Here is a 21,388-nt window from a genome sequence, read left to right as displayed (position 1 = left end):
GGGGAATGGCAATGATCAGCATTGAGGAAATAAAAGATTTGATGAAGACTTTGGATGCTTCCAGTTTGCAAAGATTGGAAATCAAAAATGGCGATTGCAGTCTGACCATCGAAAAAGGAAGCGACGGCAAGGCAATGGTGGCTGCGCCGCCTGCTCAGAGATGGAAGCAGGAAATTCGCAGCGGGGCTATGGTAGAAATAAAAGCGCCCATGGTGGGAACTTTCTATGCAGCTGCAGACCCGGAAGCTGAGCCATTTGTGGAAGTTGGCAGTGCAGTAAATCCCGACACGGTGGTTTGCGTTCTTGAAGCCATGAAACTCTTTACGGAGGTTACGGCAGATTGTGGCGGGGAAATTGCAGAGATATTGGTCAAAAATGGAGATTTTGTGGAGTATGGACAGTCACTTTTCAGGGTTAAGGTGTGAGGCATAATGATTAAAAAGCTGTTGATAGCGAATCGGGGGGAGATTGCCTGCCGAGCAATCAGGGCTTGCCGTGAGCTGGGTATAATTTCCGTTGTAGTTTGCTCTGATATTGATTTGGATAGTTTGGCCGCGCAGCTGGCTGATGAAAGCTATTGCATAGGCAGTGCACAAGCTAAGAAATCTTATCTGGATATTGCCAGCATTATAGCGACAGCAAAGGCTGCAGAAGCTGATGCAATCTATCCAGGCTATGGCTTTTTGGCTGAAAATGCGGAATTTGCCGAGGCCTGTCTGAATGAGGGACTGATTTTTGTAGGGCCAAGCCCTGAGGCCATCAGGGATATGGGGGACAAGGCCGTGGCCAGGCAGACTATGAAAAAGGCTGGAGTGCTCATCATACCGGGGACGGAAGACGTAATTGAAGATATCGGGCAGGCGTCAGAAGCGGCGCAGGCAATCGGTTATCCTGTGCTGATCAAGGCCTCGGCAGGAGGTGGCGGCAAGGGCATGCGGGTGGTTGACAGACCTGAGGATTTGGAACGTGAAATCCGTCAGGCTATGCAGGAAGCAGAGCGTTCCTTTGGCAATTCAGGCGTTTATCTGGAAAAATATCTGACAAGCGCCCGGCATGTTGAAATACAGATTATGGCTGACCAATATGGTGAGGTGGTACATTTAGGAGAAAGAGATTGCAGCACCCAAAGGCGGCACCAGAAATTGTTGGAGGAGTCACCTTCTCCTGTGGTGGATGAGAATTTGCGGCAACAGATGGGAAAAGCGGCAGTACTGGCAGCCAAAGCCGTAAACTATGCTGGGGCAGGTACAGTGGAATTCATAGTTGATCGGGAAAAGAATTTCTATTTTATGGAGATGAATACCCGTATACAGGTGGAGCATCCTGTTACTGAGGCGGTTACGGATACAGACCTGGTCAAAGCACAACTGCTGGTGGCAGGAGGGAGCCATCTGCCTTGGAGGCAGCAGGATATAAGGGTTAAGGGATGGGCTATAGAATGCAGGATCAACGCAGAGGACTATCGCCATGGCTTTATTCCCTGTCCAGGACAAATCAATATATATAGGCCACCCAAGCTGGAAAATGTGCGTATTGACAGCGCTGTATTTGAAAACTGCAACATTACGCCTTTTTATGATTCCATGATTGCCAAGGTTATTGCTTGGGGGGCCAGCAGAGAAGAAGCTATAAAGAGAATGCTTATGGCATTGGAAGATTTTAAGATTGAGGGGGTGCAGACCACGATAGGACTGCATGAAAAGGTACTATCTACTGAGGCTTTCAGGCAGGGGAAAATAGATACCAGCTACCTGGAAAACCATCTGGAGGAAATTCTCAAAGCATGATGGAAACATGAGGTGCTTCTTGAAGCGATAACGAAGGGATGATAAATATGGATATGATGAATGCAAAACCATCAGAAGTCAGGCATCAGATAAGGGCGGGCAGGATTACTGGCCAGACCTCCGGCATGTGCAAGGGATATGCACAGGCGAATCTGGTGACTCTGCCCAAGGATATTGCCTATGATTTCCTGCTTTTTGCTCAAAGAAACCCCAGGCCTTGCCCCTTGCTGGAAGTCAGCGATACGGGGCAAAGGCTCCTCAAGTATATAGCCAGGGAGGCGGACATAGCTACAGATATTCCCAAGTACAGAATTTACGAGCAGGGTGAATTGAAGGGGGAGTACGAAAATGTAGTTGAGTTTTGGCGAGATGATTTAGTCAGCTTCCTTATAGGCTGCAGTTTCTCCTTTGAAGGTGACCTGTTGGAAGCTGGGGTGCCCGTACGGCAGATAGAAGAGGGAAAAAACGTACCCATGTACAATACAAATATACCTTGCCATCCTGCAGGCATCTTCCACGGCAATATGGTGGTATCCATGCGCCCCATTCCCTATGAACTGGTCCCTAAGGCTGTGCTCATTACCGGACAGATGCCAAAAGTCCATGGCGCCCCCATACATATAGGTAACCCGGAAGCTATTGGTATAGAGGATTTGTCCAAGCCGGATTATGGAGAGATGGTAACTATAAAAGATGGGGAAGTACCTGTGTTTTGGCCATGCGGCGTGACACCTCAGAATATCATCATGAATTCCCTGCCTGATTTCGTGATTACCCATGCACCAGGTCATATGCTGATTACAGACACGAAAAATATAAATTTGAAATTTTAAGGTGAAATAGTTAGAATGAGCACTAGATGATGCCATGCAATAGCGTCAGCTGATAGCGATTGCTGGGCAGCTTTTCGATGATATTGGTGGTTTGCTTTTTGGGGAAGGAAGCGCATAGTATTGGAATTCTCGATTGGTCACATGGCTATAATGGCTATGACCATTTGTCTGGTTCTTGGTGGCGGTTTGTATGCGGCCAGGTCTGTGCATTCATCTGAAGGCTTCAGCCTGGGAGGCCGCTCGGCAGGTGTTCCCATGATAGCGGGGAGCATTGCCGGTACCTGTGTGGGAGGCGGTGCCACTATCGGCACGGCACAGCTGGCTGGTTCTATAGGCCTGTCGGCTGTATGGTTTACTATAGGTGAGGGGTTGTCCCTGCTGTTTATGGGGCTTATCTATGCCCGTCCTTTGCGCTATACGGGGCTGGAGACAATATCCCAGTATATTGTTGGCAATTATGGGAAAGGGGCAGGCAGGATTACCAGTTGCGCCACTTCCTTTGGCATATTGTTCAGCGCAGTATCCAGCATCCTTCCTGGGATTGGCTTGCTGTCTGCCTTGACGGGACTTTCACCCGTGATATCGGCGGGCTTGCTATTGCTATTGGTGCTTCTGTATGCTTTTTTCGGGGGAATGAAGACGGCCTCTATAGGTGGAATCCTGAAGATGCTGGTGCTCTTTGTGACGCTTTTTGCGCTGGGATTTTCGGCCTGGCAGGGGCTGGCTGCCTCACCAGAACTACTGGGAGAGAAACCTGAGGGTTTCCTCAGCATATGGGGCACCAGCACAGGCTCTATTCTGACCAATGTGGCTTCGGTATTGGTGGGCATGATCTGCACTCAGACATATATTCAGGCAATTTTCTCAGCGGCCACACCCCGAACTGCAGCTGTAGGGCTTATTCTGGCAGCAATGGTTGCCATACCTATAGGGCTGCCCTGTGCCATGATGGGCATATACATGCAGTCTGCACATCCTGAACTTCCAGCCATGCTGGCACTGCCAGCATATCTGCTGCGATATGCCTCGCCATTGATGGGCGGAATGGCACTGGGGGGCATTGTTCTGGGGGTTATAGGGTCCATTGCAGGTCTTAGCCTGGGTGTGGGCACTATGGTGGCCAGAGATATGCTGGAACCTCTGTTGAAGGTGCGGACGGAAGCTGGAAAACTCATGCTTATGAGGCTGTCTGTGGTGGGAGCCATTGTTGTGGCTATGGCCATTGCGTTGGCAAATCAGGGATCACAGATTCTGTTCTGGAATTACCTGTCCATGTCCCTTAGAGGATGCGGTGTATTTATTCCTCTGACACTGGCTATATTCAGGCCCAGGGCTTTGGATTCCAAGTGGGCAATGGCTTCCATGATACTATCAATATGCTCCGCTGCAGCAGCTGGTCTGATTCACACGGCCGTGTCTCCTATATTTGTCGGCTTGGGGGTAAGTCTGGCAGTGGTTCTGCTGGGGATAGTGTGTAAGCGGGTGATGAGACGATGCGTTGCATCACAATTTCACGCATGAATTCGCTGGTGATAGTTCTAATGGCAAAAATTATACACATTAGAATGTGTAGAGACCAAAGAAATTTTATATTTTTTTATTGTCCTCTTGACGGGGAGCAGTTCAGCAAGAACTATACATGAGGAAACTTTGCAGTCTGCGGTAGTTACAGCTGTGAATGATGCATGGTATTGTAGGGATAAAATTTTGCCGAAATTAAAGGAAAATCTACGCTCGGTTATTGAGAATGATATAGAGGCTAGCTTGAGAGAAATTGACGTTGCAGCTAGGAAAAAACAGTCTGAACTGCTTGAGGCAGGAAATGACCAGAAAAAGATTGAGCTAATAGGTGAAGAAATAGTTGCACTTCGTGACAAACGTCAGGCTATCTTGACAGAAGCGGCAAAACAGAAGAATGTGGATGAACGTATTGAAGACTTAGCAAATTTTTTTAAGGAGCAGACTGAGATGATTACAGAATACTCCGACAGACTGGTGCGCAGGCTTATCGAAAAAGTTACCATTTACGATGAGATGATAGTGGTGGAGTTCAAATCTGGACTGAAGATGGAAGTCGAAGCATAATAAAGATACGAAAAGAAGAAATTATAATGGGGAGTCAAGAAAAACCGTTCCATAGGAGCATTGTGGCACCAGACAGTCTGGTGCCTTTCTTTGTGTGTAGAGGCTAGGTCATACGTTTTTCATGGGGGGATATAGTTAGCGGTATGGGGGAACGACCATGATTGACAAGCTTGTTTGAATTGACAAGGTATATCCATACTACTCTATCGGGGCACGTCGAAAGCGTCTGCCTGCTGATGCGGAAAGAGAAGATGGTGGAATAAACGATAGCGGAAAGCTGCTCAGCGGTATGGGCGTATAGCTGCGCCGCTGGTTCATTGCTGAAAAGCCTGTGTTCCTATCAGAAACGATAGGAACACAGGCTTTTTTTCTTGAGGAGAGTAACACTTTCTGAAGTACAGGGATATAAAGAACAGAAGCTTGAGATAGCAAGCTGCCGAACATGATTCTCAGCAATAAGTTTTTCAATGCTGCATAGGCATATCGATATTGAAATAATATTTAAGAGTATGAATATTTATGCCGATAAAGTCATAAAAGAGAAGAAAATCAGTGAAAGTGTAGGGAGCAAGAGGAGGGAATCATTATGAAAAAAACGTATCTTGGTTTTGGTAGCAGTTATGATGATGGCTCTGTCGGGGCTGTGCATGGCGCATATGACTGGCGGCAGCATCAATGGTCTGGTCAATACGGATGATGGACAGAAAGTTGCTATCTTTACCGCTGAAGGCTATTCGGTGGCAACGGTTTTGGAATACCCTGTCGACTATCCGCTGGAAGACCATGATGTCATCGAAGCGGTTAATGGATACCTGACGCAGACTGGCCGTTTGCGGATCAAAGATATGCATAACGGTTCCAGCCGCATCATCGTTCAGATTGAGGGCGTGAACCTGTCTGAGACTGAGGCTATGAGCTGGCTGGCACATGGCGGCAAATTCTATTGATGAGATATGAACGTTTCCTTTCCCTGTGCAGTTGAGCTGCTTACAGGGGAAGTTTTTTGTGTTCTGAAAAAATGATTAGCTCAAGAGGGGAATAAAGATTTTCCATAGCTTGAGGTGTTAATATATAATAGGTGGTGAGCCAATATTTTTTCGGTTTGGGGAACGTCAAACTGAAGTTTTACCTCTGGTGAAATTTGAACCATGGCGTTTAGTTTTAGAAATTGATGGTGATGGCATATGTACGAATTGGATTGGCAGCATTTTTCAGCTACGGATTTTGCTGATTTGCAGGCACGGTTGCGGGACGCTTGGCAGGATATTTTGCCGGGTGGGGAGTATTATGGGCAGATTCGCATTTGCGATGTCTGCTATGATATTCAGGCCGAATGGCTGAATTGCGAGGATTATGAAGACATCTTTGTGACGATGAGTCCGTTCTTTCCCCATGATGGGGAATCTATGGAGGAACCTTATCAGGAAATGGTTGAAGGTATGCCCTTTGATACGGCGGATGATGCCAGCATCGTTTATGCGAAAGAAGATTTCCTGGCGTTCAGCTATCTGCGTTTTTGTGATGATGCCACGCAGAAAATACAGCAGATGTTGCAAAGGGATGTATTTGCTAAGGCACTGGAAACGGATACGAATTTTTGGGAGCGCCATGATGAAAAGCTGCGGCAGAAAAGAGGTCGGTTAAATGAGTGATATGGGGAAAATGCTTATCGGCATGGGGATATTGCTGATTATTGTCGGTGGAATCCTGCACTTTGGCGGCAAGTTTCTGCCGCTGGGAAAACTGCCCGGTGATATCAGTATCACGGGCGAACATGGTTCTTTCTATTTTCCTGTGGTGACTTGCATTATCATCAGCATTGTGCTGAGTGTGATAGCGAATTTGTTTCATCGATAAAAAAGAGATTTCGTTAGTGGGCTTGTAAAAGCTGCTAGCGAAATTTTTTTTTATCGATGAAGTTGGAGAAGTAAGAGGGGGGGCAAGGAGGCTCGATTTTATGAGGAGATGCTTTTCTGCATATTTTATCCTGATTTAATACTGGGGGCGTAGACTGAACAGAGCTAGATAGGGGAGTGGTGTTTATACCCGCTGAAGGGGATTTTTTGTAAAGTGTATGAGATAGAAGAAGGGGAGGTAACGGATGAGACGATGACAAGCAGAGATTTAGAACTATTGGAACTTTTGGATGCCTATTCGTGCCATGCGGATATTGTTGAGCTGGTCACGAAGCTGGAAGATGCATTTGATTTGGATGCGTTGCTAGCATTGAGTGATGCCGCCTGTCAAGAGGGAGCATGCAAGGAACTGGCCTTTTGGGTGATACCGTTCCTGCTTCGCCTGAGTGAAGACGTGGCTGAAGAAGATAAACTGCATATATTCATAGAGGCGGCTATGATTTATGCGTACAGTTATGAGATTGAGGATATCGTCCCCGAAGAGTTGGTACGCTTACTCGAGGAGTCTGTGGTGAAGCATAGGGAAAGTGTGCTGGAATACTATGGGGCCAACGCCTTTGCGCTGAACGATGTATATTATCTGGTGGCTGCCATCATGACGTTTTATCAGCCACAATGGGGAGCGTCCATACTTTATGGGAATCTGTTTCCGTATGATAGTGAAATAGAATTAGAGTATTGCTGTCCCCAGGCACATGATATCGTGGTGCATATTGATGCTGTGGGCAGTCATTGTGCTGGTGCTAAGCGGGACAATAGGGAGGTGGGTGGCAATAGGCTGAGGACAATCCATGCATGGAAAAAAGGGGCCGGCAGGCAGGATTTGCTGGCATTGATCAATTGCAGGCTGGGGGATAATGGCTTGCCGGCAATAAAGCAGTTTGCAGAAATAAGCAAGGCAGAAGCGAGGGTATTGTTTGTAGTGTTGGGAACGATGTTAGAGTATGCTGGGTATAGGGAAGAAGCAAATCGGTATTATCATATGCTCTCTACTGTGACATGCCCGGTCTGTAAGCAGCGGTTTGTCCTGGCAGATTGCTGGGGGGTTTGACAGGCAAGTGCTCGGAAACAAGGATTTTGGGCGTGCAGGAAGATAAAATCAGGGGTAAATGCAGGAGAAATCAAGACAAATCGAGAATTAATCAGAAAGCATTCGCCGGAGGAGGGGGAATTTTGATGAATATCTTGGTTTGTATCAAACAAGTTCCGGGGTCGAACAAGGTGGAGGTAGATCCGGTGACAGGCGTGTTGAAACGCAACAGTGCCGATGCCAAGCTGAATCCTTATGACCTGTATGCGCTGGAAACGGGGCTGCGGCTGCGAGAGCAGTATGGCGGCTCAGTCAGTGTACTCACCATGGGACCGCCGCAAGCGAAGGCGATACTCTACGAAGCCTTTGCGATGGGGGCTGACCGTGGCTGCCTCATCACAGACCGCAAGTTCGGCGGTGCAGATGTGCTGGCTACCAGCTATACCCTGTCCCAGGGCATCAAGCGGTTTGGCGATTTCGATCTGATTCTCTGCGGCTTGCAGACTACGGATGGAGATACTGCTCAGGTGGGCCCTGAGCTATCGGAGCAGCTGGACATCCCCTGTGTCTGCAATGTGCGGCAGATACAGGAAGTCCAGGGGCAAACCATCTGTGTGGAGATGGAAATGTCTGAGGATATGGAAGCCTTGCAGGTTGCTTTTCCCTGTCTGCTGACGGTACAAAAAGATATTTACGAGCCTCGCCTGCCTTCGTATAAAAAAGCAAAGGAAACCTGTGAGCGGACGATTGAGATGTATACGCTGACGGATATGGCGGATACGGATGAACACCACTATGGGTTGGATGGCTCGCCGACACAAGTGCAGCGGATCTTCCCGCCTGAGGTGCATAAGGCACAGGAAACCTGGCAGGGAACCGGCCAGGAGCTGGCAGATCGCCTGCATCAGCTTTTGAAGCAGCAGAAGTTCATCGTCTAGGAGGCGCGCTATGGGAAAATTAGTCATCCATCCCGATAAGATCCAGGATATCAAGGCCTTAGTGGCTATCTGTCCCTTCGGTGCCATGCAGGAGCAAGGTGGCAGTGTGGAGATCACAGCTGCCTGCCGTTTGTGCAAGCTTTGTGTGAAAAAGGGCGGCGGTGCTGTTGAATTCGTGGAGGAAGAACAGCAGGCCCAGATCGATAAGAGCAAATGGCAGGGGGTGGCTGTCTATATCGATCACGTTGATGGCCGGGTGCATCCGGTGTCCTATGAGCTTTTGGGCAAGGCACGGGAGCTGGCCGATAAGATCCAGCAGGAATTGCTGGCCTTGTTCATGGGGGAGAATATCGGTGCAGCGGCCGAGGAACTGCGCCATTATGGTGCGGATCGGATATTTGTCTGTGACAAGCCTGCTCTGGCGAAATTCAATATGGAACCCTATGCCAATGTCTTTGCGCAGTTCATCCGGCAGGTGAAGCCTGCCGCTATCCTGGTCGGAGCGACACCGGTAGGACGGCAGCTGGCTCCGCGGGTGGCCGCACGCTTCCACACGGGACTGACTGCTGACTGCACCGTGCTGGATATCCGCGAGAACACCGACCTGGTGCAGATCCGTCCAGCCTTTGGCGGCAATATCATGGCGGAGATCCTCACGCCCAACAACCGCCCGCAGATGGCTACCGTCCGCTACAAGATCATGGATGCGCCGCAGCGCAGTGAGGCGGCCCGCGGGCGCATCGAAACCTTGGCGGTGGACGATGCTGCGCTGGTATCCCGGATTGCCGTGCTGGGCATTACGAAAAAGCCCAAGGAAAAGAGCATCGAGCAGGCCGATGTGCTTGTGGTGGCAGGCCGTGGCATCAAGAAGAAAGAGGACTTGTCCTTGGTTTATGATCTGGCAGAGGCATTGGGGGGCGACTTTGCCTGCACGCGGCCGCTGATCGAGAATGGCTGGTTGGACCCTCGGCGGCAGATTGGCCTGTCCGGGCGCACAGTGCGGCCGAAGCTCATCATCACCTGCGGGGTTTCTGGAGCAATCCAGTTCGTGGCGGGGATGGACCACGCCGAGGAGATCGTTGCCATCAATAGCGATCCCAAAGCGCCGATTTTCAAGGTGGCAAATTATGCAGTGGTGGGAGATCTATATGAGATCGTGCCACGGCTCATTGCCGATATCCAGCAGGGGAGGGAGCGGGCATGACGGAGTATAAACAGGTGACCGAAGAAGACCTGGCAGTGCTGGCTGGTTTTGTGGACCGGGAGCGGTTGCTCTTCGGGGACGAAATCAATGAGGAGTACAGCCATGATGAGCTGGCCAGCGAGCGTGTCTATCCCTCGCTGGTGGCACGGGTGACCTCGACGGAGGAAGTATCAAAGCTCATGGCCTATGCCAATGAACATCATATCGCGGTCACGCCGCGCGGAGCAGGTACGGGGCTCGTGGGAGCCGCTGTGGCGGTGGAACGTGGTCTCATGATTGACACCACCCTGATGAATCATGTGCTGGAGCTCGATGAGGAGAACCTGACCTTGACGGTGGAGCCGGGTATGCTGCTGATGGAACTGCGCAGTTATGTTGAGGAGCGGGGCTTCTACTATCCTCCTGATCCGGGAGAGAAATCTGCGACCATCGGTGGCAATATCAGCACCAATGCTGGCGGCATGACGGCGGTGAAGTACGGGGTGACCCGCGACTATGTGCGCGGTTTGGAGGTAGTGTTGGCCGATGGCACGGTTCTCCAGCTGGGGGGCAAGGTGGTGAAAAACAGTTCGGGCTACGATCTGAAGGACATGATCGTTGGCTCGGAGGGCACCTTGGCCTTCGTGACCAAGGCCATATTGAAGCTCCTGCCCTTGCCCAAAAAGAATGTGAGCCTGCTCGTGCCTTTCCCTACGCTGGAGCAGGCCATCGGCACGGTGCCATTGATCATCAAGTCCAAGGCGGTGCCTACCGCCATCGAATTCATGGAGCGGGAGGTGATCCTGGATGCGGAGGAATTCCTCGGGCGGAAATTCCCCGACAATCAGGCCGATGCCTACCTGCTGCTGAAATTCGATGGCAATACGATGGAGGAGATTGCTTCGTATTACGATGATACGGCGCAGATCTGCCTGGATCAGGGAGCCATCGACATCCTTATCGCCGATACCGAGGAACGCAGTGCGCCGGTCTGGAAAACGCGCGGTGCCTTCCTGGAAGCCATCAAGGCATCGACCAGCATGATGGATGAAGTGGATGTGGTAGTGCCCCGCAGCCGGGTCAACGACTTTGTGGAATTTGTCCATCAGCTGCGTCAAGACATCGGCATACGCATCAAGTCCTTCGGCCATGCGGGAGATGGCAATCTCCATGTCTATATCCTGCGGGATGACCTGTCCGATGAAAAGTGGCGGGAGCTCATGCGGCTGGCGATGAAGCGCATGTATGCCAAGGCGCGGGAGCTGCAGGGACAGGTATCGGGAGAGCATGGCATCGGCCTGGTAAAGCGCCCCTATCTGAAGGAATCCCTGCCGGAAGCGAGCCTGGTGCTGATGCGGGGCATCAAGCAGGTCTTTGATCCGAATAATATTCTCAATCCACATAAGGTATGCCAGATGTGAGATAGGACATACTTTATCTGTTGATGTTTTTCCGTATCTGAGGGGAATGGTGCAAAAAACTTAGGGACAAGCAGGAATTTTGGCTATTCGCAGGGAAAATCAAAAGCTGGGAAGCGTGTATATTTCTTTGAGGAGGAAGCACATATTATGAAAGACTTACATCGAGCCGTAGATGCTATGCATCATCCCTATCAGTATTCCGATTTGGAGTTGGAACGCGCCCTTGAAGCCATCCAGCAGAGTCCTCTAAAACAATTCTATAAGGAATATTACAAGAATCTGTACAAGCGTATCCTGGAATGCAAAAAGAAAAATAGGAGTGTATCAGAGAAACTGGGATATTTCGGCGGCTAAAAAAGCAAATATTCTGAAAACGTATTGACTAAGTTTCCTTTTTATGGTATCTTTTAGATAATGATTTGTTTTTATTTCGTAACAAGGAGGTAGGATGGTATGAGAAAATGTTTATCCGTGTTGGTTGCTTTTTTGGTCATGATGGTAGGGTCAGTGTGTTTTGCGGCTAGTTCGGTTAATGGCAGTACCAGTGGTTCGAATGCCTGCCGGATAGACGTGCAGGCGCCGAGTAATTCGAAGCTGAGTTATTCCAAGATGCCTGCTTTTATTGTCACGTTTAAAGACACCAAGGGAAAGGCAGCCAATGGAACCATGATTTTTGTTGACCGGTCGACGGGAAAAGTGTTATCGTCCCGTAGTGTTTACGGCAAGACCAATTTTGTTCCGCCCAATGAAAAACGCAGCTATATTGTCGTCTTTAAACCGAAAGTAAAAAATCAGGTCATCAAGTGGAGAGTAGAGAAGAATCATTCGGCGGTAGGCAACCGTTATTTCAGTGAATTGTATACGACAAGTTATCGCATCAAAGCGGTAGGCTAAAACATCGAGTGGATTCGATGGCTGGCGGTCTTCATGAAGTTGTTCATGAAGGCCGCTGGTTTTTTATGGGGGATTTATGGTATGGCCGATTGACTTTTCCCCATGCCCGTCCTATACTATCTACCCATGGGAGGTAGTTGTTTCATGTCCATGGTGGTCCGTTATGTTTTGTTTGTTGTTGCTGTTATTGTGCAGGCTTCTGGTATTGCCTTGGTGGTTAAAAGTATGCTGGGGACATCGCCAATTTCCAGCCTGCCCTATGTGATAAGTCTGGTCTCGCCCTTTACCTTGGGGCAGATGACTTTTACGATAAATATGGTGATGGTGCTCGGGCAGTACCTGTTATTGCGCAAGGGCTTTGATACGATACAATTCCTGCAGATTCCAGTCACCTTGATATTTTCCTGGTTTATTGATTTCTTCATGGATGCATGGGCGTGGGTGATTCCAACGAACTATGTGTTGCAGCTGCTGCCACTGCTAATCGGAACTACGCTGATTGCCTTTGGCGTTGCAGTTCAGGGAATTGCCAATGTGTTGATGCTTCCGGGTGAAGGAATCGTATATGCTGTGTCGCGGTGTTTTCAAATCGAGTTTGGCCGGGTGAAAACGGGCAATGATGTCATTTTGGTAATTTTGGCCGCAGTTATATCCCTTATATATTTGGACGGGATTGAGGGAATCCGGGAAGGAACCTTGATATCAGCGCTGATTACTGGAACGATAGCCAGGTTCTTTTTAAAGCATTTAGGCAAGGTGGATGCGAAGGGAAAGCTGGTATTCCGTCCGCATTGGTAGGTAGAAATATATAACGAGTAAGACAAGAGTGAGCTGCAGAGAGAGGTAAGCGCTCTTGTTTTTTTATGGGAAATAAAGGATATGGACTATCGAACACGAAGAATACGGGAGGAGGTATTATCATGAATAAAGTATATTGTTATAGCAAATGCTCGACCTGTAAGAAAGCGTTGAAGTGGCTGGATGCACATAAGGTGGCGTATGAGCTGGTGGATATCAAGGCGGATCATCCCTCGGAAGAAGACCTGCGCAGGTATCATGAGCAGAGCGGGCTGCCGCTGAAACGGTTCTTCAATACCAGCGGGCAGTTGTACCGCCAGCTGGAGTTGGCCAAGAAGCTGCCGGCGATGCCGGAGGCAGAGCAGTTCAAGCTGTTGGCATCTGATGGCATGCTGGTAAAACGGCCGCTGGTCATAGCAGGGGCGAAGGTCCTCACGGGATTCAAGGAACCGGAGTGGGAAAGGGTATTCTTGAACGGCAGCCGATAACTGCTATAATGAAAGTAGTCAAGATTAGTCATCCGGTTAGCAGGAATTGAGGGTTGAAGATGAAGATATATTTTGCTGGTTCCATCCGTGGCGGCCGACAGGATGCGGAGCTTTACCGCAAGGTCATAGCCGTCCTGAAGGAAAACCATCAGGTGCTCACGGAGCATGTGGGGGACTTGAGCCTGTCCACGGTGGAAGATAAAGGCGATAAGGCCATCTATGAGCAGGATACGGCCTGGCTCAGGGAATGTGATGTGGTAGTGGCCGAATGCACGCAGGTATCGTTGGGGGTGGGCTATGAGCTGGCCTATGCGGAGGCCCATGGCAAGGAAGTTCACATCTTCTATCGTCCGCAGGATACGCAGCTTTCGGCCATGCTGACGGGAAATGAACGGTTCCATATCCATCGTTATGCCGAGGAAAAGGAGTTGTTGGCGCAGATAAGGGCTATGTGGAATTGAGTTTATCGTAAGGGTGAGGGAGGTAGGCTTTATGACAAAGATAAGGACAGAGCTTGGCGATATTACCGCCAAACATTATGCTGAGGCAATCGTTAACGCTGCCAATGAAAGTCTGCTGGGCGGCGGTGGTGTCGATGGTGCGATACATCGGGCGGCAGGGCCGGAACTTTTGGCTGAGTGCCGGACGCTTCATGGCTGCAAGACCGGGCAGGCGAAAATAACAAAGGCCTATAAACTCCCTTGTGATTACGTCATTCATACGGTGGGACCGGTCTGGCATGGCGGTGACCAGGGCGAAGAAGTGTTATTGGCGGACTGTTATCGCCATTCGTTGACACTAGCCATGGAGCATAATATTCATAGCGTGGCCTTCCCTTCAATATCCACCGGGATCTATTCCTATCCTGTTCAGCAGGCGGCAGCAATTGCCGTAGGGACGGTTCGGGATTTTGTGGTCAAACATCCGCAGGCGTTTACGGACATCCTTTGGGTGCTTTTTGATGCGCGGACGAAATTGGTCTACGATGGGGAATTATACTGATGGTTGAGGGAATACGATGATTATAAGTGTCAGTCGCCGGACGGATATTCCAGCCTTTTACTGGGATTGGTTTTGCGGGCGGCTAAAAGCAGGTTATGTGGATGTGGTAAATCCCTTCAATCGCAAGCAGGTGAGCCGCATATCTCTTCAGCCTGAGTGGGTAGACTGTCTGGTGTTCTGGACGAAGGACCCCACGCCGATGCTCGATAAGTTAGCGTTGCTTGGTCACTATCCTTATTATGTGCAGGTATCCCTGACCCCTTACGATACGGATATTGAGGAGAATCTTTGGCCAAAGGAAGAAATCATAAAGGCCATGCAGGCACTGTCGCTGCAGTTGGGGCGTGAGCGGGTAGTTTGGCGTTATGACCCCATTTTGCTGAACGCTGTTTATACCAAGGAGAAGCACTTTGCCTGGTTTACTCAGGTGCTTGCGCAGCTGGCACCCTATGTTGAGCGGTGCGTTATCAGCTTTATCGACCTCTATGCCAAGACAAAGAAGAATACCCAAGGCCTCAATCTGCATGAACTGTCAGAAGCGGAAATGCGGGAAATAGCGGCAGGGCTGGCAGGCCTTGCGAAAGGAAGCGGCGTTGTGCTGCAGACTTGTTCGGAGGCCATCGACCTTGCCGCCTATGGCATTGGCCATGGTGCCTGCCTTGACGGTGTGCTCATCGAGCGCATCACGGGAAAGTCCTTCAAGAAAAACAAGGCCAAAAGCCAACGGCCGCTATGCAACTGCGTGGAAAGCTTTGATATCGGGCAGTATGACACCTGTATCCATGGCTGCCGCTATTGCTACGCCAATGCCAGCCCGCAGCGGGCACAGCAGGGCTTTGCGGCCCATGTGGACAGTTCTTCTCTTCTTACCGGGAAGCTGCTGGGGGACGAGCGTATTACCGAGCATGGAAGAGAAAAGCGGAAATGATGAGAGGTCAGGAGGTGCCGAATGGAGAGCAAGATCGATACACTGGCAAAAATCCTCAAAGACAGCACGCGGGCAGTGTTCTTCGGCGGGGCGGGCATGTCAACGGAGTCGGGGATTCCGGATTTCCGCAGTGCCGATGGGATTTATAACCAAAACCTGCATCGTAGGTTCCGCCCTGAGGAGATGGCATCGCATAGTTTTTTGGTCAAGCATCCGGAAGAATTCTTTGATTTTTATCGTCAGCGCATGATGTTTCTAAGCGCAGCGCCCAATGCTGGCCACAAAGCACTGGTGCGACTGGAACAGCAGGGCATCCTTGCGGCTGTAGTCACGCAGAACATCGATGGCCTGCATCAGCTGGCTGGTTCCAAGATCGTCTACGAATTGCATGGTTCAAGTCGCCATTGGCATTGCATGGACTGTGGTAAAAACTATCCGATGGAATATGCCTTGCAGGAAAAAAATAAGCCCATTCCGCATTGCGTGGAATGTGGCGGTGTGGTGCGTCCTGGCGTAGTCCTCTATGAAGAGGGCCTTGAGGATGAGGTGGTGCAAAAGGCACTGCGGGCCATAAGTGCGGCCGATACCTTGATTGTCGGCGGTACTTCGCTGGTGGTATATCCGGCAGCTGGGATGATTGACTACTTCCGCGGGAAACATCTGGTGCTCATCAATAAGACGGAAACGAAAGCTGATGTACGGGCAGAACTCGTTATCCGCGAACCAATCGGCAAGACACTGGCAACGGCGGTGGATAGGTTGATGAACGAGTGGTTTTTGGAAGTTAGGTATTGAGGGAGACAAAGGGACTTTGAAGGAAAAGAAAATCTCCCGAGAAAATAATTGGTGCGGTGGTTACTTATCATGCGACTATGCATAACATTTGATGGCAATAGTTTCAAGGAGATTTTTAGGTATTATAAAATGCCCAGAGGATTTATGTCGAAATCCTCTGGGCATTTTTTTATCTGTCAGAGATAGGCGTCGTATTTTCCTGTATGGAACTCGCAGGCTTCGGTGATGAAGTTGCAGTCGACCAGCAGGCTTTCGATTTTTTCTCGATGCTGATTGGCCTTATGCAGTCTGGCCAGCTCCTTGATATCGTCGTCGGTGAAGCTCCAGCCGATGTCCATGGAGAGGTCTTCGCCCTCTTCGACGGAGGCCAGGGCGGCTGACCAATCCTGGCGGATCTCTTCGTCACGTTCTTTTGTCATAAAATGTCCTCCTGTTCGCAATAGAAATGTATTTGGCTCTAGGATAGCAGGCAATTTTTAAAGATAGCTTATCAATATTTCAGAGAATCATTAGGGTTATAATTTTTGGTCAGAGGTCAGTAAGGCCAGATTTCCAGTTGCTATGGGAATCTGGCCTTTTGTTATATTTTCATTCTGGTTATTTTTATATAGTCAGTTTAGCGCTATCCTAAGGGTGTTCCGTTCATTTCTGGATAACGCAAAGGAGACTTGGCAATGGCAGTGAAAACAGAAGGTATTGGCAATCGTTATGAACTCAATAAGAATTTGGCCCAGATGTTAAAGGGCGGCGTAATCATGGATGTGACGACGCCGGAGCAGGCAAAGATTGCGGAGGAGGCTGGTGCTTGCGCCGTTATGGCGCTGGAGCGTATTCCCGCCGATATCCGCGCGGCAGGTGGTGTGGCCCGCATGAGCGATCCGGCGATGATTCGCGGCATCCAGGAGGCCGTGAGTATCCCCGTCATGGCCAAGTGCCGCATCGGTCATATCGTCGAGGCGCAGCTGCTTCAGGCCATCGAAATCGACTATATCGATGAGAGTGAGGTCTTGTCCCCGGCAGACGATGTCTATCATATCGACAAGCGGAAGTTTGCCGTGCCCTTTGTCTGCGGTGCCCGTGACCTTGGCGAGGCCCTGCGCCGCATCAGCGAGGGCGCGGCAATGATCCGCACGAAGGGGGAGCCGGGAACCGGCGATGTGGTGCAGGCCGTGCACCACATGCGGAAAATCAATCAGCAAATGGCGGCCATCGCTTCCCTGCGGGAGGATGAACTTTTCGAGGCGGCTAAAAAGTATCAGGTTCCCTATGATCTGGTGACCTACGTGCATGAACATAAAAAACTGCCGGTGGTCAATTTCGCCGCTGGTGGTGTGGCGACCCCAGCCGATGCAGCTTTGATGATGCAGTTAGGCGCCGAGGGCGTGTTTGTGGGGTCTGGCATCTTCAAGTCCGGCAATCCGGCCAAGCGGGCCTCGGCAATCGTGCAGGCGGTCACCAATTACGAGGATGCGGAGCTCATCGCAAGGCTTTCGGAAAATCTTGGCGAAGCCATGGTGGGCATCAATGCCGATGAGATCGAGCTGCTCATGGCAGAGCGTGGCCGATAAAGCGGTGAGAGGAGGTTGGACAAAATGACGATTGGGGTATTAGCCCTGCAGGGGGCTTTTGCTGAACATGAGGCAATGCTAAAAAAGCTTGGGGCAGATTACCGGGAAATCCGTCAGCGCAAGGATTTGACCGACGACCTCGCTGGCATAATCCTTCCCGGCGGCGAAAGTACCGTACAGAGCAAGCTCCTGCATGAGTTGGGGCTGTTTGAACCGCTGCGGCAGAAAATCCTCCAAGGGCTGCCCGTGCTGGCGACTTGTGCAGGGCTTATCCTGCTGGCCCAGGAGGTCAGCAATGATGAGTCTTCGATGGCAACCCTTCCCGTACGGGTACGGCGCAATGCCTATGGCCGGCAGCTGGGCAGTTTTGCGAGGGCTGGTGATGTGGCTGATTTGCGGGGATTTTTGCTGCGGTTCATCCGCGCTCCCTATATCGAAGCATGTCTTGACAAGAAGGTGCAGGTGCTGAACGAGACGGAAGGACATATCACAGCGGTGCGGTATCACAATCAGCTGGCCATGGCTTTCCATCCGGAGCTGACCCGTGACCTGCGGATTCATTCTTTTTTCCTGGATATGGTTGCGAAACGTAAAGAGCTTGCGCTGGGCGCATAAAAGAAAAGCTGGCATTGGGCCAGCTTTTTTCGTGGAAACAGGCAAGAGATGATATAATTAGGGAAAGACGAAGTATCAGCGTATGGATAGAAAGTAGGATAGGAAAGACAATGGCGTATTTCTATGTGTTTATTGGCGGCGGCCTGGGGGCCGTGTGCCGTTATGGCGTGACGACGACGGTGGGGGCGCTGCTGGGGAGTCTGTTTCCCTGGGGAACCCTTGTCGTCAATCTGGTGGGAAGTCTGCTGATGGGGTTGGTGCTCGGGGCATTATTGCCACTGGCCAAGTCCTTGCAGCTGCTGCCCGAATCGCTGCGGTTGCTCTTGACCGTAGGGTTCCTGGGGGGCTTTACGACGTTTTCGTCCTTCAGCATGGAGACGCTGACGCTGCTGCGGGGGGATAGTTTTTTCCTGGCGGCGGTCAATGTGGTGGGCAGTATTGTGCTGGGATTGGCGGCAGCTTATATCGGCTATCAGCTAGCGATGGTATTTCAGCGCTGAGGGAGAGTTTCTATGGATGTAATAGATTTTTCGGCGGCCCGCCAGCGGCGGCTGGCGGCGATGGCGCGGACCAAGGCCGGGCCTCAGGCGCGGTTTGCTGCCATGCAGGAGGCGCTCAGCCAGGATGAGCTGACGGCTATGGGGCGCATTGTCCAGCAGCATGCCTTGCGGATGGCCTATCGTATCGTGGCGGCCAGTCCTATGTGGGGAAAGCCTGATGAGGCAGAGCCACAGAGAACCTGGGTGGAACTTGAGGCAGTGGTGCCCGTGCTGGCGGATCTCATCATGGCGGAAAGCTATATGCCAGCGGCGGTGCGTATGGCAGGTGTCCGGCTGACTTCCAATGAGGTGGGATTATGGGCCGCGCGCCGTCTGGTGCTCGACTATCTGCTGATATTGATTGACGATAACAGCCGTCCCGACGATTGGCTTGATATCCGCGACAAGGAACCACTGCGCAATGTATTTGCGTATTTAGGCTATGTGATGGATTGACTTACAGGAGAGTCGGTGAGGGAATGACGAAGGCATATGATGAAGAACTGCGCACGAAACTATTGGGCAAGAACGGCCGGAAATTACCTGTGCTTTGGCTGACGGCTTTACGGGAGGAGCCATTTTCCTATTCCTACAAATTGACAGAGCCAGACGAGCTCGCAAGTAGTGTGGGGCAGCTCCACAAACGGGCGGAATGGGCAGCCTTTTGGAAGCAGTCAAAGGAGCCTTGGCGAGTCGAAACCGCCAATCGCAAGCCCAAAGGCTTGGGGATTCAGCATGATTATCCCGTGAGGATTCACTTTGATGCGGCAATTGAGGTTCTTCGTTTATGGTGGCAGATACGGGAAATGAATGGGCAATGCCGGATGCGTTGACCGGGGAGGAGCAGGCCTGCTGGCAGTATTTGACTTGTCAACCAGCGGCAGCCAAGCGTTTAGAGCAGGAGAAGATTCCAGCGTTTGAAGTGAGGGCGGCTTTGGATCGTCTGTTGGGACAGAAAGGCGACGAATAAGCGGAATTGGTTAGAAAAGCGGTAGGAGGGATGGCGATGACTAAGGTAATCTGTACGTTATGCCCGCGGGAGTGCCGGCTCTCCGAGGGACAGGTGGGCTGGTGCCGGGGGCGGATTTGCCGTGAGGGGAAAGTGGTGGCACAGAATTATGGCCGATTGACATCGGTGGCCTTAGACCCCATTGAGAAAAAGCCCTTGGCTCGTTTCCATCCCGGGAGTTATATCTTATCTGTCGGCAGCTTTGGCTGCAATCTGCGCTGTCCGTTCTGCCAGAATCACGGGATTTCCCAGGCGGGGGCAGAGTTTGCCACGCAGGATGTGATGCCAGCAGATCTCGTGGCCTTGGCCAAGGAGCTGGCGGCCCGGCTCGCAGGCAATCTCGGCGTGGCGTTCACCTACAATGAGCCGCTCATAGGCTATGAATTCGTTCGTGATACGGCAAAGTTGCTGCATGAGGCGGGGCTCAAGGTGGTACTGGTGACCAACGGCATGATAAATGCAGGGCCCTTCCAGGCCCTGCTGCCACTGGTGGATGCTTTCAATATCGACTTGAAGGGCTGGCGGCAGCAGGTCTATGATGTCTGCGGCGGCAGTCTGGCGGTAGTGAAGCAGAATATCGCGGCGGCAGCAGCTGTGACGCATGTGGAGGTGACGACATTGGTGGTGCCGGGACTAAATGACAGTGCCGCAGAGATGGAGGCGGAGGCAGAATGGCTGGCGTCGTTATCGGTGAACTTGCCGCTACATGTGAGCCGGTATTTTCCGCGCTGGCAAGCATCAGAACCTGCTACGCCGGTTCCGGTGATTTATAAATTAGCGGATATCGCACGGAAGTATTTGTCCTATGTCTATACGGGAAATTGTTAGGAGGCTTCATGGATATTCAGACAGAATTGTTTCGTTTGCAGGATAAGACTTATCGGGCATTTCACTGCAAATTGATCCCCACCGTTGACCCGGAACGGGTCATTGGGGTGCGGACGCCTGCCTTGCGTCAGCTGGCAAAGAAATTGAATCGCGAGGAGGCGGACAAATTTTTGTCAGCACTTCCCCATCGGTATTATGAGGAAAATCAGCTCCATGCATTTCTCTTAGCAGCGAAGAAAGATTATGCGGAATGTTTAAATGGGGTAGAAGTGTTTTTGCCATACGTGGATAATTGGGCTACCTGTGACCAGCTGTCGCCGAAAGTTTTTCGGAAACAGCGGCACAAGCTTTTGGAACGGATTAACGTCTGGCTGCAGTCAGCGGAAACGTATACGGTGCGTTTTGCCGTGAAAATGTTAATGGAACATTTTCTCGATGAAGATTTTGACCGGTCCTATTTGTCCACGGTGGCAGAGCTTCACTCGGAGGAATACTATATCAATATGATGATTGCCTGGTACTTTGCCACGGCACTAGCCAAGCAATATCAGGCGGCACTGCCCTTCCTGGAAGAAAAACAGTTGGCGGTGTGGACCCATAACAAGGCGATTCAAAAAGCCATAGAAAGCCGGCGGATAACCTTGGAACAAAAGACATATCTGCGCACGTTAAAAATATCAGCAGGCAGAAAGTGTCAGCAGTGAAGCACCCTGAATATGTGCTCACTTGAC

Annotated in this window: 29 protein-coding genes; 28 read left to right on the top strand and 1 reads right to left on the bottom strand. The window is 50.8% G+C overall.

Annotation, left to right across the window (positions count from 1 at the left end):
- The first annotated feature begins 11 nt into the window (after positions 1–11).
- The 20 genes from BLQ36_RS00195 (at position 12) to BLQ36_RS00100 (ending at position 16,098) form a co-directional block, all read left to right on the top strand.
- Positions 12–425, top strand: a complete 414-nt coding sequence (locus tag BLQ36_RS00195) for an acetyl-CoA carboxylase biotin carboxyl carrier protein (RefSeq protein WP_074513456.1) — start codon at positions 12–14, stop codon at positions 423–425.
- 6 nt (positions 426–431) lie between these two features.
- A complete protein-coding gene (gene accC / locus BLQ36_RS00190) occupies positions 432–1,787 on the top strand; it encodes an acetyl-CoA carboxylase biotin carboxylase subunit (protein WP_074513455.1) in 1,356 nt (451 codons plus the stop codon).
- Between the two features lie 47 nt (positions 1,788–1,834).
- Positions 1,835–2,620: a putative hydro-lyase gene (locus BLQ36_RS00185; protein ID WP_074513660.1), complete on the top strand. Its 786-nt coding sequence runs from the start codon at positions 1,835–1,837 to the stop codon at positions 2,618–2,620.
- A 120-nt stretch (positions 2,621–2,740) separates the two neighbouring features.
- Entirely contained in the window at positions 2,741–4,141 is a 1,401-nt protein-coding gene (locus tag BLQ36_RS00180; protein WP_074513454.1) for a sodium:solute symporter family protein, read from the top strand.
- 129 nt (positions 4,142–4,270) lie between these two features.
- Positions 4,271–4,705: a hypothetical protein gene (locus BLQ36_RS00175; RefSeq protein WP_081342156.1), complete on the top strand. Its 435-nt coding sequence runs from the start codon at positions 4,271–4,273 to the stop codon at positions 4,703–4,705.
- A gap of 602 nt (positions 4,706–5,307) precedes the next feature.
- Entirely contained in the window at positions 5,308–5,652 is a 345-nt protein-coding gene (locus BLQ36_RS00170; protein WP_074513452.1) for a hypothetical protein, read from the top strand.
- Positions 5,653–5,889: 237 nt separating this feature from the next.
- Positions 5,890–6,357, top strand: a complete 468-nt coding sequence (locus BLQ36_RS00165; RefSeq protein ID WP_074513451.1) for a hypothetical protein — start codon at positions 5,890–5,892, stop codon at positions 6,355–6,357.
- Entirely contained in the window at positions 6,350–6,562 is a 213-nt protein-coding gene (locus BLQ36_RS00160; RefSeq protein ID WP_074513450.1) for a DUF2905 domain-containing protein, read from the top strand. The genes BLQ36_RS00165 and BLQ36_RS00160 overlap by 8 nt, the downstream gene beginning before the upstream one ends.
- 252 nt (positions 6,563–6,814) lie before the next feature.
- Complete coding sequence (locus tag BLQ36_RS00155; protein ID WP_143558639.1) at positions 6,815–7,672, top strand: hypothetical protein; 858 nt, start codon at positions 6,815–6,817, stop codon at positions 7,670–7,672.
- A gap of 125 nt (positions 7,673–7,797) precedes the next feature.
- Positions 7,798–8,589, top strand: coding sequence for an electron transfer flavoprotein subunit beta/FixA family protein (locus tag BLQ36_RS00150; protein ID WP_074513448.1), 792 nt, complete (start codon positions 7,798–7,800; stop codon positions 8,587–8,589).
- A 10-nt stretch (positions 8,590–8,599) separates the two neighbouring features.
- Positions 8,600–9,793, top strand: coding sequence for an electron transfer flavoprotein subunit alpha/FixB family protein (locus BLQ36_RS00145; RefSeq protein ID WP_074513447.1), 1,194 nt, complete (start codon positions 8,600–8,602; stop codon positions 9,791–9,793).
- The gene (locus BLQ36_RS00140; protein ID WP_074513446.1) at positions 9,790–11,193 is read left to right on the top strand and encodes an FAD-binding oxidoreductase; all 1,404 of its coding nucleotides are present in this window, start codon (positions 9,790–9,792) and stop codon (positions 11,191–11,193) included. Before BLQ36_RS00145 ends, BLQ36_RS00140 begins: the two co-directional genes overlap by 4 nt.
- Positions 11,194–11,340: 147 nt before the next feature.
- A complete protein-coding gene (locus BLQ36_RS00135) occupies positions 11,341–11,547 on the top strand; it encodes a hypothetical protein (protein WP_074513445.1) in 207 nt (68 codons plus the stop codon).
- A gap of 99 nt (positions 11,548–11,646) precedes the next feature.
- Positions 11,647–12,087 carry a hypothetical protein gene (locus BLQ36_RS00130; protein ID WP_074513444.1) on the top strand — a complete coding sequence of 147 codons (441 nt, stop codon included), beginning with the start codon at positions 11,647–11,649 and terminating at the stop codon, positions 12,085–12,087.
- A 144-nt stretch (positions 12,088–12,231) separates the two neighbouring features.
- A complete protein-coding gene (locus BLQ36_RS00125) occupies positions 12,232–12,885 on the top strand; it encodes a YczE/YyaS/YitT family protein (RefSeq protein ID WP_074513443.1) in 654 nt (217 codons plus the stop codon).
- Between the two features lie 122 nt (positions 12,886–13,007).
- Positions 13,008–13,373: an arsenate reductase family protein gene (locus BLQ36_RS00120; RefSeq protein ID WP_074513442.1), complete on the top strand. Its 366-nt coding sequence runs from the start codon at positions 13,008–13,010 to the stop codon at positions 13,371–13,373.
- A 59-nt stretch (positions 13,374–13,432) separates the two neighbouring features.
- Positions 13,433–13,834 carry a nucleoside 2-deoxyribosyltransferase gene (locus tag BLQ36_RS00115; RefSeq protein WP_074513441.1) on the top strand — a complete coding sequence of 134 codons (402 nt, stop codon included), beginning with the start codon at positions 13,433–13,435 and terminating at the stop codon, positions 13,832–13,834.
- Between the two features lie 31 nt (positions 13,835–13,865).
- Complete coding sequence (locus BLQ36_RS00110; RefSeq protein ID WP_074513440.1) at positions 13,866–14,375, top strand: O-acetyl-ADP-ribose deacetylase; 510 nt, start codon at positions 13,866–13,868, stop codon at positions 14,373–14,375.
- Positions 14,376–14,391: 16 nt separating this feature from the next.
- Positions 14,392–15,303 (top strand): DUF1848 domain-containing protein, encoded by a 912-nt coding sequence (locus BLQ36_RS00105; protein WP_074513439.1) that lies wholly within the window; start codon positions 14,392–14,394, stop codon positions 15,301–15,303.
- A gap of 21 nt (positions 15,304–15,324) precedes the next feature.
- Positions 15,325–16,098: an NAD-dependent protein deacylase gene (locus BLQ36_RS00100; RefSeq protein ID WP_074513438.1), complete on the top strand. Its 774-nt coding sequence runs from the start codon at positions 15,325–15,327 to the stop codon at positions 16,096–16,098.
- Between the two features lie 176 nt (positions 16,099–16,274).
- On the opposite strand, the gene BLQ36_RS00095 is transcribed toward BLQ36_RS00100, so the two are convergent.
- Positions 16,275–16,517 (bottom strand): hypothetical protein, encoded by a 243-nt coding sequence (locus BLQ36_RS00095; RefSeq protein WP_074513437.1) that lies wholly within the window; start codon positions 16,515–16,517, stop codon positions 16,275–16,277.
- Between the two features lie 255 nt (positions 16,518–16,772).
- Here BLQ36_RS00095 and pdxS point away from each other — a divergent pair, with 255 nt between their 5' ends.
- The 8 genes from pdxS (at position 16,773) to BLQ36_RS00060 (ending at position 21,361) form a co-directional block, all read left to right on the top strand.
- Positions 16,773–17,666, top strand: a complete 894-nt coding sequence (gene pdxS / locus BLQ36_RS00090) for a pyridoxal 5'-phosphate synthase lyase subunit PdxS (RefSeq protein ID WP_074513436.1) — start codon at positions 16,773–16,775, stop codon at positions 17,664–17,666.
- Positions 17,667–17,690: 24 nt separating this feature from the next.
- Entirely contained in the window at positions 17,691–18,281 is a 591-nt protein-coding gene (gene pdxT, locus BLQ36_RS00085; RefSeq protein ID WP_074513435.1) for a pyridoxal 5'-phosphate synthase glutaminase subunit PdxT, read from the top strand.
- Between the two features lie 110 nt (positions 18,282–18,391).
- A complete protein-coding gene (gene crcB, locus BLQ36_RS00080; RefSeq protein ID WP_074513434.1) occupies positions 18,392–18,781 on the top strand; it encodes a fluoride efflux transporter CrcB in 390 nt (129 codons plus the stop codon).
- Positions 18,782–18,793: 12 nt separating this feature from the next.
- Positions 18,794–19,276, top strand: a complete 483-nt coding sequence (locus BLQ36_RS00075; protein WP_074513433.1) for a hypothetical protein — start codon at positions 18,794–18,796, stop codon at positions 19,274–19,276.
- 23 nt (positions 19,277–19,299) lie between these two features.
- Positions 19,300–19,653, top strand: coding sequence for a hypothetical protein (locus BLQ36_RS00070; RefSeq protein ID WP_074513432.1), 354 nt, complete (start codon positions 19,300–19,302; stop codon positions 19,651–19,653).
- Positions 19,638–19,790 carry a hypothetical protein gene (locus BLQ36_RS13275; RefSeq protein WP_180364811.1) on the top strand — a complete coding sequence of 51 codons (153 nt, stop codon included), beginning with the start codon at positions 19,638–19,640 and terminating at the stop codon, positions 19,788–19,790. Before BLQ36_RS00070 ends, BLQ36_RS13275 begins: the two co-directional genes overlap by 16 nt.
- A gap of 36 nt (positions 19,791–19,826) precedes the next feature.
- Positions 19,827–20,657 carry an AmmeMemoRadiSam system radical SAM enzyme gene (gene amrS / locus BLQ36_RS00065; RefSeq protein WP_074513431.1) on the top strand — a complete coding sequence of 277 codons (831 nt, stop codon included), beginning with the start codon at positions 19,827–19,829 and terminating at the stop codon, positions 20,655–20,657.
- Between the two features lie 8 nt (positions 20,658–20,665).
- Positions 20,666–21,361 carry a DNA alkylation repair protein gene (locus BLQ36_RS00060; protein WP_074513430.1) on the top strand — a complete coding sequence of 232 codons (696 nt, stop codon included), beginning with the start codon at positions 20,666–20,668 and terminating at the stop codon, positions 21,359–21,361.
- Positions 21,362–21,388: the final 27 nt, after the last annotated feature.

Origin of the sequence: Selenomonas sp. WCT3, assembly GCA_900100835.1 — a bacterium.
In the GTDB taxonomy this organism is placed as follows: Bacteria; Bacillota; Negativicutes; order Selenomonadales; family Selenomonadaceae; genus Selenomonas_A; species Selenomonas_A ruminantium_E.
Note: the sequence above shows the minus strand (reverse complement) of the source record. Positions and strands in the feature narration are given on the sequence as shown.

What these genes read in the sequence shown, in the direction of transcription:
- BLQ36_RS00195 (WP_074513456.1), top strand. Translation starts at nt 12, where the DNA reads ATGATCAGCATTGAGGAAATAAAAGATTTGATGAAGACTTTGGATGCT.
- accC (WP_074513455.1), top strand. Translation starts at nt 432, where the DNA reads ATGATTAAAAAGCTGTTGATAGCGAATCGGGGGGAGATTGCCTGCCGA.
- BLQ36_RS00185 (WP_074513660.1), top strand. Translation starts at nt 1,835, where the DNA reads ATGGATATGATGAATGCAAAACCATCAGAAGTCAGGCATCAGATAAGG.
- BLQ36_RS00165 (WP_074513451.1), top strand. Translation starts at nt 5,890, where the DNA reads ATGTACGAATTGGATTGGCAGCATTTTTCAGCTACGGATTTTGCTGAT.
- BLQ36_RS00160 (WP_074513450.1), top strand. Translation starts at nt 6,350, where the DNA reads ATGAGTGATATGGGGAAAATGCTTATCGGCATGGGGATATTGCTGATT.
- BLQ36_RS00155 (WP_143558639.1), top strand. Translation starts at nt 6,815, where the DNA reads ATGACAAGCAGAGATTTAGAACTATTGGAACTTTTGGATGCCTATTCG.
- BLQ36_RS00150 (WP_074513448.1), top strand. Translation starts at nt 7,798, where the DNA reads ATGAATATCTTGGTTTGTATCAAACAAGTTCCGGGGTCGAACAAGGTG.
- BLQ36_RS00145 (WP_074513447.1), top strand. Translation starts at nt 8,600, where the DNA reads ATGGGAAAATTAGTCATCCATCCCGATAAGATCCAGGATATCAAGGCC.
- BLQ36_RS00140 (WP_074513446.1), top strand. Translation starts at nt 9,790, where the DNA reads ATGACGGAGTATAAACAGGTGACCGAAGAAGACCTGGCAGTGCTGGCT.
- BLQ36_RS00135 (WP_074513445.1), top strand. Translation starts at nt 11,341, where the DNA reads ATGAAAGACTTACATCGAGCCGTAGATGCTATGCATCATCCCTATCAG.
- BLQ36_RS00130 (WP_074513444.1), top strand. Translation starts at nt 11,647, where the DNA reads ATGAGAAAATGTTTATCCGTGTTGGTTGCTTTTTTGGTCATGATGGTA.
- BLQ36_RS00125 (WP_074513443.1), top strand. Translation starts at nt 12,232, where the DNA reads ATGTCCATGGTGGTCCGTTATGTTTTGTTTGTTGTTGCTGTTATTGTG.
- BLQ36_RS00120 (WP_074513442.1), top strand. Translation starts at nt 13,008, where the DNA reads ATGAATAAAGTATATTGTTATAGCAAATGCTCGACCTGTAAGAAAGCG.
- BLQ36_RS00115 (WP_074513441.1), top strand. Translation starts at nt 13,433, where the DNA reads ATGAAGATATATTTTGCTGGTTCCATCCGTGGCGGCCGACAGGATGCG.
- BLQ36_RS00110 (WP_074513440.1), top strand. Translation starts at nt 13,866, where the DNA reads ATGACAAAGATAAGGACAGAGCTTGGCGATATTACCGCCAAACATTAT.
- BLQ36_RS00105 (WP_074513439.1), top strand. Translation starts at nt 14,392, where the DNA reads ATGATTATAAGTGTCAGTCGCCGGACGGATATTCCAGCCTTTTACTGG.
- BLQ36_RS00100 (WP_074513438.1), top strand. Translation starts at nt 15,325, where the DNA reads ATGGAGAGCAAGATCGATACACTGGCAAAAATCCTCAAAGACAGCACG.
- BLQ36_RS00095 (WP_074513437.1), bottom strand. Translation starts at nt 16,517, where the DNA reads ATGACAAAAGAACGTGACGAAGAGATCCGCCAGGATTGGTCAGCCGCC.
- pdxS (WP_074513436.1), top strand. Translation starts at nt 16,773, where the DNA reads ATGGCAGTGAAAACAGAAGGTATTGGCAATCGTTATGAACTCAATAAG.
- pdxT (WP_074513435.1), top strand. Translation starts at nt 17,691, where the DNA reads ATGACGATTGGGGTATTAGCCCTGCAGGGGGCTTTTGCTGAACATGAG.
- crcB (WP_074513434.1), top strand. Translation starts at nt 18,392, where the DNA reads ATGGCGTATTTCTATGTGTTTATTGGCGGCGGCCTGGGGGCCGTGTGC.
- BLQ36_RS00075 (WP_074513433.1), top strand. Translation starts at nt 18,794, where the DNA reads ATGGATGTAATAGATTTTTCGGCGGCCCGCCAGCGGCGGCTGGCGGCG.
- BLQ36_RS00070 (WP_074513432.1), top strand. Translation starts at nt 19,300, where the DNA reads ATGACGAAGGCATATGATGAAGAACTGCGCACGAAACTATTGGGCAAG.
- BLQ36_RS13275 (WP_180364811.1), top strand. Translation starts at nt 19,638, where the DNA reads ATGCCGGATGCGTTGACCGGGGAGGAGCAGGCCTGCTGGCAGTATTTG.
- amrS (WP_074513431.1), top strand. Translation starts at nt 19,827, where the DNA reads ATGACTAAGGTAATCTGTACGTTATGCCCGCGGGAGTGCCGGCTCTCC.
- BLQ36_RS00060 (WP_074513430.1), top strand. Translation starts at nt 20,666, where the DNA reads ATGGATATTCAGACAGAATTGTTTCGTTTGCAGGATAAGACTTATCGG.